Annotated in this window: 10 protein-coding genes; 5 read left to right on the forward strand and 5 right to left on the reverse strand. The window is 75.1% G+C overall.

Features of this window, described 5'->3' with window-relative positions; all coding sequences use genetic code 11:
- The first annotated feature begins 66 nt into the window (after positions 1-66).
- Genes AB0I21_RS42200 through AB0I21_RS42210 form a run of 3 tightly spaced genes read left to right on the forward strand, consistent with a single transcriptional unit; the run spans position 67 to position 2995 of the window.
- The gene (locus AB0I21_RS42200; RefSeq protein WP_354896807.1) at positions 67-1377 is read left to right on the forward strand and encodes a transcriptional regulator; all 1311 of its coding nucleotides are present in this window, start codon (positions 67-69) and stop codon (positions 1375-1377) included.
- The gene (locus AB0I21_RS42205) at positions 1367-2605 is read left to right on the forward strand and encodes an amidohydrolase/deacetylase family metallohydrolase (RefSeq protein WP_360569298.1); all 1239 of its coding nucleotides are present in this window, start codon (positions 1367-1369) and stop codon (positions 2603-2605) included. Before AB0I21_RS42200 ends, AB0I21_RS42205 begins: the two co-directional genes overlap by 11 nt.
- A gap of 12 nt (positions 2606-2617) precedes the next feature.
- On the forward strand, positions 2618-2995 hold the full coding sequence (locus AB0I21_RS42210) for a RidA family protein (protein ID WP_360569299.1): 378 nt from the start codon (positions 2618-2620) through the stop codon (positions 2993-2995).
- Positions 2996-3143: 148 nt separating this feature from the next.
- Here the strand turns inward: AB0I21_RS42210 and AB0I21_RS42215 are convergent, their stop codons facing one another.
- Complete coding sequence (locus AB0I21_RS42215) at positions 3144-6287, reverse strand: BTAD domain-containing putative transcriptional regulator (protein ID WP_360569300.1); 3144 nt, start codon at positions 6285-6287, stop codon at positions 3144-3146.
- Between the two features lie 110 nt (positions 6288-6397).
- Between AB0I21_RS42215 and AB0I21_RS42220 the strand changes: the two genes are divergently transcribed.
- Positions 6398-7882, forward strand: a complete 1485-nt coding sequence (locus tag AB0I21_RS42220; RefSeq protein ID WP_360569301.1) for an AMP-binding protein — start codon at positions 6398-6400, stop codon at positions 7880-7882.
- 32 nt (positions 7883-7914) lie between these two features.
- Positions 7915-9231, forward strand: a complete 1317-nt coding sequence (gene gntF / locus AB0I21_RS42225) for a guanitoxin biosynthesis pre-guanitoxin forming N-methyltransferase GntF (protein ID WP_360569302.1) — start codon at positions 7915-7917, stop codon at positions 9229-9231.
- 146 nt (positions 9232-9377) lie between these two features.
- Here gntF and AB0I21_RS42230 read toward each other — a convergent pair whose 3' ends face one another.
- From AB0I21_RS42230 to AB0I21_RS42245, 4 genes are read right to left on the reverse strand one after another with little or no spacing between them, the layout of a single operon-like run.
- A complete protein-coding gene (locus AB0I21_RS42230; RefSeq protein WP_360569303.1) occupies positions 9378-9878 on the reverse strand; it encodes a hypothetical protein in 501 nt (166 codons plus the stop codon).
- 14 nt (positions 9879-9892) lie between these two features.
- Positions 9893-10675 (reverse strand): hypothetical protein, encoded by a 783-nt coding sequence (locus tag AB0I21_RS42235; protein ID WP_360569304.1) that lies wholly within the window; start codon positions 10673-10675, stop codon positions 9893-9895.
- 20 nt (positions 10676-10695) lie between these two features.
- Positions 10696-11928: an MlaD family protein gene (locus AB0I21_RS42240; protein ID WP_360569305.1), complete on the reverse strand. Its 1233-nt coding sequence runs from the start codon at positions 11926-11928 to the stop codon at positions 10696-10698.
- Entirely contained in the window at positions 11925-13328 is a 1404-nt protein-coding gene (locus tag AB0I21_RS42245) for an MCE family protein (RefSeq protein ID WP_360569306.1), read from the reverse strand. The genes AB0I21_RS42240 and AB0I21_RS42245 overlap by 4 nt, the downstream gene beginning before the upstream one ends.
- Positions 13329-13439 lie beyond the last annotated feature (111 nt).

Genomic DNA, 13439 nt, shown 5'->3' on the forward strand with positions numbered 1-13439 from the left:
CAAGCTTCAACGAGCTACTTACGAACCGGCTCGTATAGCGCCGGAGCATAACGGAAGGACCCGCCAGTGCCGGTGCCGATGGTGATCGGGCTCGTCGTGCACGCGAGCCACCGCGGCCTGTTCGAGGACGCGGCCCGCACGCTGACGGGCGTCGCCCTCGAATGGGTGGTCTACGAGCACGAGGGCCAGATCCGGGCCGGCGTCCGCGCGTTGCTGGAGCGCCGCACCGTCGACGGCCTGCTGCTCGGCCCGGTGCCCTATGCCAGATGCCGCGACGTGCTCCCCGACGGGCTGACCGTCGCCATCACCCGCTCCGCCGGGCTCGACCTGGCGCTCGCCTGGTGCCGGGCGCTCATCCGCGGACTGCCGGCGACCCCGGTCAGCATCGACACGTTCACCCAGGAGACCGTCGACGACGTCGCCCACGCCCTCGGCCTCAACCGCGCCGACGTCGCATGCCTGCCGTTCGAACCCGAACAGTCCGTCGAGGAGATCGTCGAGTTCCACCGCGCGTTCCGGGCCAGGTCCGGCAGCGCGTACACGATCAGCGTCCGCACCGGCGTGATGGCCGCCCTCGACGGCGAGCTGCCCGTCCTCAGCGGCATCACCGGCCTCGCCACACTCCGCGCCGAGCTGCACGAGCTGGCGCTGCGCATCCAGTCGAAACGGGCCAGCGAGCTGCGGTTCGCCGCCGGGGTGTTCCTCATCGCCAACCACTCCCCCAACCTCGACCGGGCCCGCATCGGTCTGATGAACCTGCTGCTCAACACTCCCGAGCTCGCCGACGGCTGGATCGAGAACCGCGACCGGCGCGGCGTCGTCGTCTTCGCGCACCGGGCGCTGTTCGAGACCCTCACCGGCAACTGGGTGAGCCTGCCGGTCCTCGCCCGCGCCCAGGAGACCCTCGGCGTGCGGGTCGTCGCCGGGTTCGGGGTCGGCGCCAGCGCCCGCACGTGCGTCGCCCTCGCCGAACGGGCCGCCGCCCGCGCCGAGCAGGACGGTTCGCCGGTCGCGTACCTCGTCGAGGACAGCGGCGTCGTCATCGGGCCGATGGGCAGCGCCGGGACGCCGCTCACGTTCACGTACCGCGGCCACAGCGACGGCCTCGAGAGCCTCGCCCGCGGCATCGGCCTGAGCCCGGCGACACTGTCACGGCTCGCCGCGCTCGACCGCACCCTCAACGGCCGACCGATCTCCCCCAGCGACCTGGCCAGCTCGCTGGGCATCACCGACCCCAGCGGACGGCGGCTCATCCGCAAGCTCGGCGAGCACAACCTCGTCACCGCCGAAGGCAGCGCCCAGGCCACCCCGAAGGGCCGCCCCACCACGCTCTACCGGCTGACGATCAACGAGGCGATGGCCACCGATGGCGAGTGACCTCCTGCTGACCGGCGGCACTCTGCTCGAACCCTCCGGCACCTTCGACGTCGCCGTCCACGATGGACGGATCGCCGCGATCGGGCCGGACCTGCCTCGCGACGGCGCCCGCACGGTCGTCGACGCCCGCGGCCAGCTCGTCACCCCCGGCCTGATCGACCTGCACACCCACGTCCATCCCGGCGCCACCTACTGGGGCATCGACCCCGACCCCGTCGCCTGGTACTCCGGGGTGACCACATGGGTCGACGCAGGCTCGGCCGGGGCGTACACCTTGGACGGGCTACGACAGGCGGTGCGCGGGATGACCGTGCGGGTGCCCGTGCTGCTCAACATCTCCGCCGTCGGCCTCACCGGCCGCACCGGCGAGAGCAAGGACATCAACTCGTGCGACGTCGACCTCGCCATCGAGACCGTCACCGCCAACCGCGACCTCGTCGCCGGCATCAAGGTGCGCATCGACCGGGAGACCGTCGGTCGCAACGGCATCGAGCCGCTCCGCCGGGGCCTGCGGGTCGCCGACGCGTGCGGGGTGCCGCTGATGGCGCACATCGGCGCCGGCCCGCCCTCCGTCGACGAGGTCCTCGACCTGCTGCGCCCCGGCGACCTCGTCACCCACTGCGCCAGTGCCATCGCCGCAGGGGACGCTGTGGTACGTCCGTCCCTTGTGGACGCCCATCGACGTGGTGTTCGGTTCGACGTCGGGCACGGCTCGGGCGGGTTCGCGTTCGACGTCCTCGAGGCGCAGCTCGCCGCGGGGCTCGAACCGTTCAGCGTCTCCTCGGACCTGCACGCGCGGTCGCTGTACGGCCCGGTGTTCGACCTGCCGACGACGATGGCGAAACTCCTCGCCGCCGGCCTTCCCCTCGCCGAGGTGGTGGCCGCGGCGACGAGCCGTCCCGCCGCCGCCCTCGGCCTGCCCGGCGGGACCCTCACCGTCGGCGCGCCCGCGGACCTCGCCGTGTGGGACGTCCGCGACGAGCCGTTCACCGTCGTCGACGCCCACCAGCAGCGGCGCACGTCCCCCGTCCGGCTCGTCAACGAGGCCACCTACGTCGCGGGCCGGCTGCTGCCCGCCCGGCTGCCCGCCGACCCGCCGCCCTGGGTGCCGCTGACAGCCGCCCAGCGCTCGGCGCTGTCGGCGCGCGCCGACGGGCTGCGCGCGCTGCTGAACACCCCACTCGTCGGCCCTGACGACCTCGCCGAACAGTTCCCACGCCACCACTGAAAGGTTGCCACCATGCCCAAGCGGACCGTCATGACCGACCAGGCCGCACCACCCGGCGGGCCGTATTCGCACGCCGTCGTCGCCGGTGACACCGTCTACCTCGCCGGGGCCATCCCGGCACTGCCGGACGGGACGCGGGTAACCGGCCCGTTCGAGGAGCAGGCCCGGGCCGCCTTCCGGAACCTGGCCGCCGTCGCCGCCGCCTGCGGGGCGTCACTCGACCAGGCCGTCCGGGTCGGCGTGTACCTGCGGGACTTCACCGACTTCCCGGCGATGAACACGATCTACGCCGAGTTCTTCGGCCCTGACGACCTACCGGTCCGCACGACGATCCCGGTGCCGCTCGTCGGATTCGACATCGAGGTCGACGCGGTCCTCTACACGGGCTGAGCGCGCCTCTCATCGACGCCACCCGGGCACGGGCGGCCGGCGGCGGCAGCGCCCGCAGGACCCGCAGCACGTGCCCGATCCCGTTGTCCTCGCAGAACGTCACACCGGTCGAACATCAGGGGCGGGCCACGGCGGGTCATGCCGACAGTCAAGCACCGGGGTACGACAGAAAGGGCATCCCGAGCCGCTCCGCGGCCCGCGCGGCGCGCGCCCACGCCCGCCGGGCGGCCCGGGTCCGCCCCCGCAGCGCGAGATGCCGCCCGAGCACACGCCCGTACCGGGGCCGCGCCATCGGATAGGTGCGCGCGTACCGCCGCAACCGCCGCACCGCCGCCCCCTCGACAAGACGCACCGCACCCGTGTCGAAGGAGGCGCCGATCAGTGCCTGGCAGACCTCCGCGATCCCGGCCAGGGCCTCGAGCCCGTACTGCGCCGGCGTCGGCCGCGGCCCGATCAGGTCGTCGGCCACCCGCACCGCCCGCCACGCCGGACCGTGCCGCCCGGCCGCCAGGTGCATCCGCGCCTGCGCGGTGTGCAGCCGCGCCGCGTCGATCCGCGACGCGGACGGCAGCAGCGGCAGCGCCTCCGCGACCCACCCCGCGAGCGCGGGGTCGGCCGGGTCGTCGGCGAGGGTCGCCTCCAGCAGGATCAGCAGCCCCCACAGGTGCACGACCGGGTCCTGGCGCTGCCGCCCCGCTGCGACCCCCGCCGCACCCGACGCGAGGGCCTCCGCCCGCCGCCCGGTGAGGTGCTGTGCGACCCCCGCGATGAGCCTGACCTCGTCGGACCACCGGTGCAGCGGCGCGTCGGGATGCCGGGCGAGGACCCGCGCCGTGGCGGCGTCGACGGCGGCCCAGTCGGCGGTCCCGGTCCAGTACAGCCCCCCGACGATCCCGACCCAGCAGGTGGTCAGCGGGTCCGTGGTGCGGGCGGCCGCGGCGACGGCGGCCGCGAGCTGCCGGCGGGCCAGCCGGTGCAGGCCGACGGTGCCCACGACCATGCCGAGCCCGGCACGGGTCCGGGCGGTGAGGTCGGCGTCGGGGTCGCGGTCGATGTCGTTGACCGAACGCAGCGACAGCGGCAGCATCGGCCGGTGCTCGTCGAGCACCCAGTACACCTCGTTGAGCGCGAAACCGGCGGCGGCCAGCTCCCGGAACACCGAGGGACGCGCCGGCGTACCAGAGCGTAGGGGGCGGCGGACGGACCGGACGAGCTCGACGACGGTCATCGCCGCCCAGCCGGCGGCGGAGCGGGGCAGCGGCGCGCCGAGGATCGCGAAGACCTGCTCCAGCTCCCGGCGCGCCGCCGCGGCGTCGCCGAGCTGCTGGTGCGCCTCGCCGAGCAGCCGGTGCCAGCGGGCTCGGGCCAGGTCGGGCACGTCGGTGCGGCGCAGCGCGACGGCGAGGACGGCCTGTGCCTCCTTGAACGCGCCGGTCCGCCGGTACAGCATCCACAGCCGCCGCAGGTGCGCGTCGAGGTCATCGGGTGCGGCGGCGGCGACGAGCCAGTCGGTGGCGGTCCGCAGGTTCGCGGTGTCGTCGAAACCGGCGCCGGCGTAGTGCAGGGCGTGCCGCCGCCGGGTGTCGGCCTCGTCGGCCGGGTCCTCGGCGAGCCGTTGCCGCAGGTACTGCCGCAGCAGCTCGTGCATCGTGTAGCGCCCGTCGGGCCCGGCGGTGATCAGCGACTGGTCGACGAGCCCGCCCAGCAGCGGCAGCCCGGCGTCGGCGACGGCGGCCGCGGCGGCCAGGTCGAAGCCGTGCGGCACGGACAGCCGGCGCAGGGCACGCCGCTCCTCGTCGGTCAGCAGGCGCACGGAGGCGTCCAGCACCGACCGGATGCTGCGGTGCCGGGCCGGCACGTCCGGCGCGGTCGTGGACAGCAGCTCCAGGCCGCGTTCGAGCCGGTCGGCGATGGCGCCGGGCGCGGCGGCGCGCACCCACCGGGCGGCGAGCTCGATGGCAAGGGGCAGCCCGCCGACGAGCCGGCAGATCCGCGCGGCCCCGTCGACGTCGGTCTCGACGCCGGGCCGCAGCAGCCTGGCCCGTTCCTGGAAGAGCCGCACCGCCGGGTAGCCGTCGCCGGGGGTGCCCGGCGGCGGGAACGGCAGCCCGGACACCTCGACGAGCCACTCGGCGCCGAGCCCGAGCGGTCGCCGGGACGTCGCGAGCAGCTGCAGGCCGGGCACTCGCCGCAGCAGCTCGGCGAGCGGTGCCGCGGCGCCCGGCAGGTGCTCCAGGTTGTCGAGCACGACGAGGATCTGGCGGCCGGTGAGGTGCGCCACGAGCAGGTCGAGGGGGTCACGCGGCGCGGTGAGCGGCACCCCGAACGCGGTGGCGAGGTCGGCGACGACGAGGTCGGCGGCGTCGTCGGTACGGTCGATGCCGGCGAACGACACGAACATGGCCCCGGCGTCCGCTTGCGCGAGCTCCAGGGCGAGGCGGGTCTTGCCGGCGCCGCCCGGCCCGACCAGGGTGACGAGCCGGCAGGCGGGGTCGCCGAGCAGCTCCTGCAGCCGGGCCAGGTCCCCTTCCCGGCCGACCAGCGACGTGAGCGGCCGCGGGTCCGGTGCGGGTGCGGGCGCCGGCGGGGCCGCGATCGAGTCCCGCAGCGCGGTCGTCGCCGGTAAGGGCGGGACGCCGAGGTCCTCCTCCAGGAGGTAGCGGCAGGTCTCGTACTGGGCGAGCGCCGCGCCGCGCTGCCCTCCGGCGGCGAGGAACCCCATCAGCGCCCGGTGCGCCTCCTCGTGCAGCCGGTCCAGCTCCAGCATCCGCCGCGCCGCGTCGATCCCGGCCGCCGGGTCGCCGGCCTCCGCGGCCCGGCGGGCGGCGCGGTCGAGCACGAGCAGCATGTCGGCGTGCAGCGCGGCCCGCCGCGCCGCGACCCAGTCGTCGAACAACGCCGCGCCCGGCACCTCGAAGCCCTGCAGGAACTCCCCGCCGCACAGCCGGACCGCCTCCGCGGCCGGCAGCGTCGGGTCGAGCAGCGCGACGGCGTCGACCCAGACCGGGGCGCCTTCGGCGAACCCGACGGTGCGCCGGTCCACGTCGAGGTGCCCGGGCACGGCCCGGCGCAGCTTGGTCAGCACCAGGCGCAGGTTGGCCCGGGCCGTCGCCTCGGGCAGGTCGCTCCACAGCAGCCCGGCGAGGGCCGAGCGGGTGTGCCCGGTGCCGGTCACCGCGAGGTAGATCAGCAGCGCCGCCGCTTTGGCCGAGGCGGGTCCGGTCAGGGGCCGCCCGTCGAGCGCGAGGTCGGCGCGGCCGAGCGTGTGGATCGTGAGCCGTTGCTCCGTCATCGCCACCGTCACCGCTGCTACCGCTGCCGCTGTCGTCGCCATGCACGGTAACGCCCGCGCACACGTTCGGGAAACGGTCCGCACACGCTCGCCCGCCTACCTTCCCGGCCATGACTGCGAATTCGGTACATCACCTGGTGCTGCGACACGCGGACCGCCTCGCCGGCAAGGCGGCACTGCTCGACGCCGCGACCGGCGCCACCATCACCTACCGGGAGCTCGCCGACGGGGTCTCGCGGGTCGCCGCCGCCCTCACCGCCCGCGGGTTCGGCCGCGGCGACGTCCTCGCCGCGTACAGCCCGAACCTGCCCGCGTACGCGCTCGCCGTGTACGGGGCGATGGCCGCCGGCGGGACGTTCACCGGCGCCGACCCGTCGCTGACCGCCGCGGAGCTCGTCACCCAGCTCGCGGACTCGGGAGCGCGGCTGCTGGTCACGGCGCCGGAGCTGCTGGAGCGGGCGAAGGACGCGGCCGGGCGGGCCGGGGTCGGCGAGGTCCTCTGCTTCGACGAGCTCACCGGCGACGCGGTCGCCCCGCCGCCCGCCTCGCCGCCCGATCCGGTGCTTGACGGGGACGTCGCGGTGCTGCCGTACTCCAGCGGCACCACCGGACTGCCGAAGGGCGTCGAGCTCACCCACGCGGCGCTCGTCGCCAACGTAGGGCAGGCCCAGGCGGTGCTCGGGTTCGCCGAGGACGACATGATCCTCGCCGTCGCGCCGTTCTGCCACGTGATCGGGCTCAACCTGCTGCTCGCCGGTGGCCTCGCGGCCGGCGCGACCGTCGTCACCCTGCCCCGCTTCGACCTGGAGGCCTTCCTGCGCGCGATCCAGGACCGGCGGGTCACGCTCACCGTCGTCGTGCCGCCGGTCGTGCACGCCCTCGCCGGGCACCCGCTCGTCGACCGCTTCGACCTGTCGTCGCTGCGCGCGCTCGGCGTCGGCGCGGCGCCCCTGGACGCGGCGACGGAGCAGCACTGCGCGGAACGGCTCGGCTGCACCGTCAGCCAGGGCCTCGGCATGACCGAGACCGGGGCGCTGATCGCGGTCGGCGACCCGGCCGCGCCGCGCCGCGGGTCCGTCGGGCGGCCGCTGCCCGGCACCGAGACCCGCATCGTCGACCCCGCCACCGGCACCGACCTGGGCCTGGGGCGCACCGGCGAGCTGTGGGTCCGCGGTCCGCAGCTGATGCGTGGGTACCGCGGCCGCCCCTCGGAGACCGCCGCGACCCTGGACACGGACGGGTGGCTGCACACCGGCGACCTGTGCCACTTCGACGAGGACGGTCACCTGTACGTCGTCGACCGGCTCAAGGAGCTGATCAAGCATGGCGGGCACCAGGTCCCGCCGGCGGAGCTGGAGCAACTGCTGCGCATGCACCCGGCGGTCGCCGACGCCGCCGTGGTGGGCCGGCCCGACCCGGTCGCCGGGGAGGTGCCGGTCGCGCACGTGGTGCTGCGGTTCCCGGCGACCGCGGAGGAGCTGCTGGGCTACGTGGCGGAGCGGGTCGCGCCGTTCAAGCGGCTCGCCGCGGTCACGTTCGCCGCCGACCTGCCCCGCTCCGCGACCGGCAAACTCATGCGCCGGGCGTTGCGGTGAAGGCCTTGCCGGCGCGTGCGACGGGCTCTGCGGTGAGGACCTGGCTGGTCAGCATCGGGGCGACGGCGGCGGCGACCTGGGCCCTGGACGCCGTCGCGACCGCGGCCGGGGCGGGGCTCGTCGCGTCCGGCCTGCTCGACGGGATCGGCCACCGGTGGGCGCTGGCGCTGCTCGCCGCCAGCTACGTCCTGTGGGGGTGGGGGCTGGCGGTGAACCTGCGCGCCAACCAGCAGCTGCTCACCGCGACCGGGACCAGCACCAACGTGCTGTCGAAGGCCGCGCACGACCTGACCCGCCGGTGCACGCCGGACCCGCGGGCAGCCCGGGTCGCGGCGGCCGCCGGGTACACCGCCACCGAGGTCGCCAAGGAGATCCCGTACTACGCGGGCGCGTTCGGCGCGGCCCTGCTGACCGGGTCGGCGACCAGCGCCGTGCTGTTCCTCGCCGGCGCGAACCTGGGCGCCGCCGGCTACGAGTACGGCCTGGCCCGCCTCACCCGGCTCATGCTGCGCCGCCGCGGGCACGCCTCGTTCGACACCGACTGGGACCCGGGCGCGTACCTGCGCGGCTACTACGGCACCGTCGAGCCGGACGAGGTCGCTACCATCGCCTTCTTCGTCGACGCCCTGCGCGGCGCCGACCGGGACCGGCCGGTGCTGTTCTTCGGGGTCGGGCCGACCCTGCACCACGTGTTCGCGGCGGCCGGGGTCGCCTCCGAGATCCACCTCGGCGACTACCTGCCCGGCAACCTGGCGGAGATCCGGCGGTGGCTGGAGCGGGACCCCGCCGCCCACGACTGGCGGCCGTTCGTGGCGCACACCCTGCGCTGCGAGGGCACCGCCGACCCGACCGCCGAGCAGGTGGCCGCCCGGGAGGACCTGACCCGCCGGAAGGTCACCGCGCTGCTGCAGGTCGACGCCCGGCACCCGCGGCCGCTGCCGCGCACCTATCCGACCGTGGTCAGCGCGTACTGCGCGGACTCCGCCACCGCCGACCGGGCGACGTGGGCGCGGTACATGCGGCACATCACGGGTCTCGTCGAGCCCGGCGGCCTGTTCGTGACCGCGGCGCTGCGCCGCTGCCGCGCCTACACCGTCGGCGGGCGGTCCTTCCCGAGCGCGGACGTCGACGAGCACGACCTGCGGGCGGCCCTGCGTGCTGGGTTCGCCGCCCCGGTCGTCGAGGTCCACCGCGTGCCGCAGGAGTCCAGCCACGGCTACGCGGGCATCGTCCTCGCCCGCGCGAGGTCGGCACGGGCGAGGACCGAGGCGGGTCAGCCAGCGGGCCAGGCGGTGGGCCGGCCGGCGCTGTTGAATCTGCCCGCACGAAGAGACGTGAGCGTGCCGTAGACATACGACTCCGCGATGTATGGTCTGGCAACCCGCACGATCCGACCCGCAGCCGGCAACCCCAGCACCATCGCCCCGCGGGCGTAGCGGCTCGCGCTGCAACCGCGGGCGGCGACTGCGGTGACGGCTCCGGCCGCCGGCACGGGTCAGATCGCCACAGCGTGCGACACCAGCCAGTCCCCCTTCACCGGCACCATCGTGAGCACTACCCGGTTCTGGTCGACCTTCTCGCCGGTGACGTTCGTGTTGCGGCGGTACTGGTTGAGGTAGAGCAGCAGTTCGACCCGCTGCGGGCTCGCGGTCACGACACCGGAAGCGGACACCACCGCGCGGACGATCGCCTGCTCCGACGCGGCCTGCGGCTTGAGCGCGGCGGTCGTCTTCGCGTACTCGTCGGCGAACTGGCCGGTGACGAACGCCCGCCCGTTGGCGACGCTGGTGTCGAAACTGCGGTAGTCGTACGAGAAGATCGCCTGCGCGGCGGCGGTCGCGGCGGCGAGCGACTGGCGGACCGCGACGTCCCGCTGCCGTGCCTGCTCGTGCTGGTGCCAGCCGGCGCCCGCGACGGCGAGGCCGAGCGCCAGGACGGCCACGCACGCGGCGACGCCGCGACGCATGCGGAGCCTGGGCCACTTGAGTTTCGGCATCATCAACTCCCGGATCAGCCGACGAACTGGAGCCGCGAGACGAGCCAGCGGCCCGATCCGGCGTCGTGGGTGACATCAACCTGGATGCGGTAGTGCGAGGCGCGGCCGTCGGGCGCCTTCGCGTTGCGGACGGTCGCGTCGACCGCGACCAGGACGACCGCCGAGTGCCGGTCGCCGGAGACCAGCGCCGCGCGCAGCACGGTGCCGCGCGACTCGACGTTGTTCTCCACGATCGCGGCCCGCACCTGCGGCCGGCCCCGTGCGAACTCGTCGTGGAAGTCGCCGGTCGCGCCGTCGGCGATCCGCTGCAGGTCCCGGTCGACGCTGGAGGCGCTCACCGAGACGAAGTTGACCGTGGTCTGCTTCGCCGCCGCGAGGGCCTGCTGGTGTGTGCGCTCCAGCATGCGGTCGTCATACCAGCGGCTGCCGAAGACGGCGCCGGCGGCCAGGGCGGCGCACATCAGGACGGCGAGCACGACATTGCTGGGCGCGGGGCGGGTGAACCGGGTCCGGCGGCGGGTGGCGGGCGCCGGGCGGCGCGCGGCGCGCGGGTGCGGCCGGCGCGTGACCCGGCGGGTCGGCTCCGCGGGAGCATCGGGCTCCTCGACAACGGCCTCGGCCTCCTCGTCGGGCAGCACCGGCGCTTCGTCGAGGCGTTGCAGGACCGCGGTGATCGGGTCCCGGCGGCGGGGCGTGCGGCGGGTGGCGGCACGCCGCCGGACGCTGCGCGGCGGCAGCTCGCTCCCGGTGGCGCCGCCCTGCACCAGCTTCAGGGCGCGGTGCTCGTGTGCGGGCACGGATGCCCTCCTTCCAAGGTCTACGGGGCGAGCCCGGCGAGCAGGAGCTGTTTCCAGGACTGGTCCCCGGCGAGCTGGTACTGCCCGCCGGTGGTGCCGAACAGCAGCGGGTGACCGTCGGTGCCCAGCGCCAGGCCGGACGCCGGGTCGTAGCCGCCCGTCTGGGCGCCCGGGTCGCCGGGCGGGGGCGGGTCGCCGCCGCTGGGGCGCGGTACGTTGTTCGTGCCGCGGACACTGGAGCCGCGGGCCTGGTCGGCGCCGCTGCACCGGGTGGTCTGCCCGTATTTGCAGGGCGGCGGATCGTCGACGTTGAGCACCAGTCCGAGGTGTGCGGTGCCGTCGCCCGGCGTGACGGTGAAGCCGCCGGCGATGGCCATCGGATAGACGACCAGGATCTGTTCGATGCCGGCCAGGCGCCGGGTGGCGACGCCGTTGACCGAGATCAGGTTGCCCAGCAGCGTGCCGATCGTCGGGTCGAGCCCGTCCAGCAGCGCGACGAGCTGCTCGGCGGCCGGCGGCCCGTTGGCGATGAGCCGGCGCAGGTCGGCGTCGGACGAACGCAGCGTCTGGGCGAGCTGCGCCAGCCCGCTCGCCCAGGCCCGGATCGCCGCCGCGGACGCCTCCTGTGTGGTGAGCACGGTGCGGCCGTCGCGCAGCAGGGTGACCGTCTGGGGCAGGTTCGCGGTCGCCGCCTGCAGGAGCAGGTCACCGGCGTCGATGATCGTGCGCAGCGCCTGCTCGTTGCCCTCGAAGGCGGTGCCGAGCTCGTCGATGACGATCGACAGGGCGGCCGGGTCGACGGAGCGCACGAGCGCGTCGAGATTCGCCAGGAGCGTCTCGGGGGCCAGCGGGATGCCGGTGCGGCTGCGCGGGACGACCGAGCCGTCCGTGAGGTACGGGCCGGCGTCGGTCTCCGGGCGCAGGTCGAGGAACTGCTCACCGACCGCGGAGCGCTGGCCGACCACGGCCCTGGTGTCGCGGGAGACCCGCACACCGTCGTCGATCCGCAGCCGCGCCCGGGCCCCGCCGTCGTGGAGCGTGACGGCGTCGACCCGGCCGACCGGCACTCCGCGGTAGGTCACCGGCGCGTTCGGGAAGATGCCGCCGGCCTCGGCGAAGTCGGCGTAGACGACGTACCCGCGGCCGAGGAGCCGGTCGCCGAGCCCGACGTACGTGACACCGACGTAGGCGACGCCGATGAGCCCGACCACGAGGAAGGCCAGGACCTGCAACTTGGCGGCGCGTCGGATCACGGCAGCAACCCTCCGTTGAGCAGGTTCGGCAGCGGGCCCTGCTGCCCGGTGACCGCGCCGGTGACCGGCGGCAGCAGGCAGGCCGGCGGCAGGGCGGTGCCGGGTGGAAGCACGGTGCCGGGCGGGAAGACGGTGCCGGGCGGCACGATCCCACCGGGCGGCAGCAGGCTGCCGGGTGGTGCGATGGTGCCCGGCGGCAGCAGCTTGCAGCCCTCGGGCAGGTCGCAGCCAGACGGCGGCTGCCAGCCGGGCGGCAGGACCCCGCCGAGCGGCAGGCACGGCAGGGGCAGCATGCCGGGCAGCGAGGGTACGGTCGACGGCGGTTTGCCCGGCCTCTTGCCGCCGGTGGACGGGTCGTCGGTGTGCCCCGGCCGGGCGCCGGGCGCGGAGCCCGCGACGGCCGGCGGCGCGGTCGCCACCAGCAGGTTCGACAGGATCGTGGTCGCGTCGAGGTCGGCGGTCGCGCCGAGGTTGACGAAGTCGCCGACGATCGCGCCGGTGACGTTGGGCGGGAACGGGAACGTCAGCATGAAGTCCAGCGACTTCGGCAGGGCGTCGCCCGCCTTCACCAGCTGTTCGAGGATCGGCTGCAGTGAGTGCAGGACCGCCAGCGTGTCGTCGCGGCTGCGGTTGACCACCTGGGTGCCGACCCGGCCCAGCTCACCGAGGGCGGTCAGCGCGAGCGTGAGCTGCTCCCGCTGCTCCTCGAGCACGGTCAGGCCCGGCGCGAGCGAGTCCAGCGCCGTGCCGATGACGTCCCGCTGCCGGGACAGCTGCCCGGTGAGGCGGTCGAGCGAGTCGATCGCGCGGACGATGTCGGCCTTCTGCTGGTCCAGGCCGCCGACGAAGGTGTCCAGCTGGTGCAGGGCGTCCTTCGCCTCGGTCTCCCGTCCCTCCAGGGCTTTGGCCAGCTCCTCGTTGATGGTCTTCAGGTGGCTCAGGCCGCCGCCGTTGAGCAGCAGCCCCAGCGCGGCAAGCACCTCCTCGACCTCGGCCGCCCGCCTGGTGCGGGCCAGCGGCACGACCGCGCCGTCGGTCAGCCGGCCGCGCGGGGACTCGGTGGTGGGCACCTCCAGCGCGACGTACTTCTCGCCGAGCAGGCTCGTCTGCCGCACAGCGGCGGTGGCGTTCTCCGGCAGCCGCACGTCCCTGCCGATGCGCATCCGGACGCGGGCCGTCCAGCCGGACAGCGAGATCCCCTCGACGCTGCCGACGGTCACGTCGTTGACCTTGACCGCGGCCTGCGGCACAAGATCGAGCACGTCGGCGAACTCGGCCGTCACGGTGTACCCGTCGCCGGCCGGTGCGCCGCCCGGCAACGGCAGCGACGCGACGTCGGGCAGCCCGCACCCGCCCGCGAGCAGCACGACGGTGAGACCGGCGAGGGCGGTGCGCTTCATCGTGTGCCCCGCAGGATGCCGCCGACAGTGAGGTCCTGCACGGCCTCGGGCAGCTGGGGCACGACCGGCGCGCCGGACGGGGGCGCCTGCGGGGGGGGGTCTGGGGGGGCG

This window comes from Dactylosporangium sp. NPDC050588 (assembly GCF_040654975.1).
In the GTDB taxonomy this organism is placed as follows: domain Bacteria; phylum Actinomycetota; class Actinomycetes; order Mycobacteriales; family Micromonosporaceae; genus Dactylosporangium; species Dactylosporangium maewongense.

Bases quoted from the DNA above. Each gene is read 5' to 3' on its own strand.
- AB0I21_RS42205 (WP_360569298.1), top strand. From the start codon at position 1,367: ATGGCGAGTGACCTCCTGCTGACCGGCGGCACTCTGCTCGAACCCTCC.
- AB0I21_RS42210 (WP_360569299.1), top strand. From the start codon at position 2,618: ATGCCCAAGCGGACCGTCATGACCGACCAGGCCGCACCACCCGGCGGG.
- AB0I21_RS42215 (WP_360569300.1), bottom strand. From the start codon at position 6,287: ATGACGGAGCAACGGCTCACGATCCACACGCTCGGCCGCGCCGACCTC.
- AB0I21_RS42220 (WP_360569301.1), top strand. From the start codon at position 6,398: ATGACTGCGAATTCGGTACATCACCTGGTGCTGCGACACGCGGACCGC.
- AB0I21_RS42230 (WP_360569303.1), bottom strand. From the start codon at position 9,878: ATGCCGAAACTCAAGTGGCCCAGGCTCCGCATGCGTCGCGGCGTCGCC.
- AB0I21_RS42245 (WP_360569306.1), bottom strand. From the start codon at position 13,328: ATGAAGCGCACCGCCCTCGCCGGTCTCACCGTCGTGCTGCTCGCGGGC.